Below are 2100 nucleotides of genomic sequence, written 5' to 3' on the forward strand. Positions count from 1 at the left end.
CGCCACTTCCGGCTTACGACAAGACGGCATTCCTCAAGGAGGTCTATCTGCCGGAGGAGCGATACGAACGTTTGCGCTCTCTGCTGGCGCGGAAGAAGAGCGTCATCCTCGCTGGCCCGCCCGGTGTCGGGAAGACCTTCGCCGCAAAGCGCCTGGCATACTCGATCATGGGGGTGAAGGATCCGAGTCGGGTCCAGATGGTCCAGTTCCATCAGAGCTACTCGTACGAGGACTTCATGATGGGATACCGGCCCACCGAGACCGGTGGTTTCACGCTCACTGAAGGGCCGTTTTATCGCTTCTGCGAGAAGGCCCGCGCCGACGACACCGACCGGCCGTACTTCTTCATCATCGACGAGATCAACCGCGGCAACATCTCCAAGATCTTCGGCGAGCTGCTCATGCTCATCGAAGCCGACAAACGCGGACAAGACCTCCGACTGTTGTACAAGAACGAGACGTTCTCCGTCCCCACCAACGTCCACATCATCGGCATGATGAACACCGCCGACCGCAGCCTTGCCGTCCTGGATTACGCACTGCGTCGTCGCTTCGGATTTTTCGAGATGACCCCGGGCTTCCACTCTGCCGGATTCACCCGTTGGCAGCAAGACGCTGGAAGTCCCACCCTCGACCGCCTCGTCGAAGTGGTCATCGACCTCAACAAGACCATCGCCGACGACCCCGCACTCGGCCAGGGCTTCGCCATCGGACACAGCTTCCTCTCCAGCCCTCCAGAAGGCGCCACCGACGATGAATGGCTGTACTCGGTGGTCGAGGACGAACTCATCCCCCTTCTCGACGAGTACTGGTTCGACGAGCCGACCACGGCCGAGGAGTGGGCCAGCAGGCTCAGGGCCGCCGTCGCATGACCGAGAGGTCCATCGCTATCCGTAACGTGTACGTGATGATGGCCTATGCCTTTCGAGCGATCCGCAGCGAAGGCAACGACCGAATCGCGGCCGAGGCCTTCGACCATCTTCACGATCTGTTCGCGGAAATTCTCGTGCGTGGCGTCGGCACACAGGTCAAGCGCGGTCTTCATCGCGACTACCTGCACCGCAGCGAAGCGCTCGCCACCATTCGCGGACGTATCGATATCACTCGCACCGCAGCCACTCGCTCTACGTTCCGAGGAAGGCTGGTGTGCGAGTTCGACGAGTACGAGCTCGACACGCCCCACAACAGGGCGCTGAAGTCGGTCATCGTCCTACTCCTCCGCCACGGTGATGTCGCCGCGCCCCGCCGGGCTGCGCTGCGTCGGCTTCTGCCATACCTGGACGCGGTGACGCTGATCGCGCCGACATCGATCCGCTGGCGCACGCTGACCTACCACCGCGCCAACGCCACATACCGGCTGTTGCTCGGTGTCTGTGAACTGATCGTCCGCGGGCTCCTCCCCACACAGGATGCCGGAAGCACCAAGCTCACCTCATGGGTCTCGGACGACGCGATGAGCAGCTTGTATGAACGATTCCTGCGCGAGTACTACATCGTCCACCACCCCGAACTCTCCCCCACCGGCTCCACCGTCAAGTGGGACTACGACGATGCAGGCGCACTCGGAGCCGAACAGCTCCCGGCAATGCGCACCGATGTCACACTGCGGCGTGGACACCGGGCACTCATCATTGATGCGAAATATTACGGCCGATCGATGCAGGCCGGGATGTGGGGCAAGCCGACTGTCCACTCGACCAATCTGTACCAAGTATTGACGTACGTGAAGAACGCCGACGTGAACCGCGACGGCTCGGTCAGCGGGCTATTGCTCTATGCGCGTACCGAAGCACCTGCGCAGCCCGGACTGGACGTCGTCGTCCAAGGCAACCGCATCGGCGCTCGAACACTCGACCTCAACCGTCCATGGAACGAACTCAGCACTCAGCTCGAAGACATCGTCACATGGCTTCAGAACTAACACATTGTTCCTACAAGGACGTAATGCATCGAAGCTGACTTCCAACCCCGTATTTCCACCACAAAGAACTCTCGGCGGCGGCAGGTAAGGCGGAGAGCAGGGCACTGATCGACATCCACCGCGGGCTGACGTCATCGGCGCCGACCTTGTCGAACTTTGTGACACATCCGTACAGCGCA

Annotated in this window: 2 protein-coding genes; both read left to right on the forward strand. The window is 61.2% G+C overall.

Features of this window, described 5'->3' with window-relative positions:
- Positions 1–872, forward strand: an 872-nt coding sequence (locus AC5Y7V_RS31295; RefSeq protein WP_499883782.1) for an AAA family ATPase, incomplete at its 5' end; no start/stop codon positions are given.
- Positions 869–1921 (forward strand): 5-methylcytosine-specific restriction endonuclease system specificity protein McrC, encoded by a 1053-nt coding sequence (gene mcrC / locus AC5Y7V_RS31300; RefSeq protein WP_064257655.1) that lies wholly within the window; start codon positions 869–871, stop codon positions 1919–1921. The genes AC5Y7V_RS31295 and mcrC, both read left to right, overlap by 4 nt.
- Positions 1922–2100 lie beyond the last annotated feature (179 nt).

Source organism: Mycobacterium sp. NGS34, from assembly GCF_059812845.1.

What these genes read in the sequence shown, in the direction of transcription:
- mcrC (WP_064257655.1), top strand. Translation starts at nt 869, where the DNA reads ATGACCGAGAGGTCCATCGCTATCCGTAACGTGTACGTGATGATGGCC.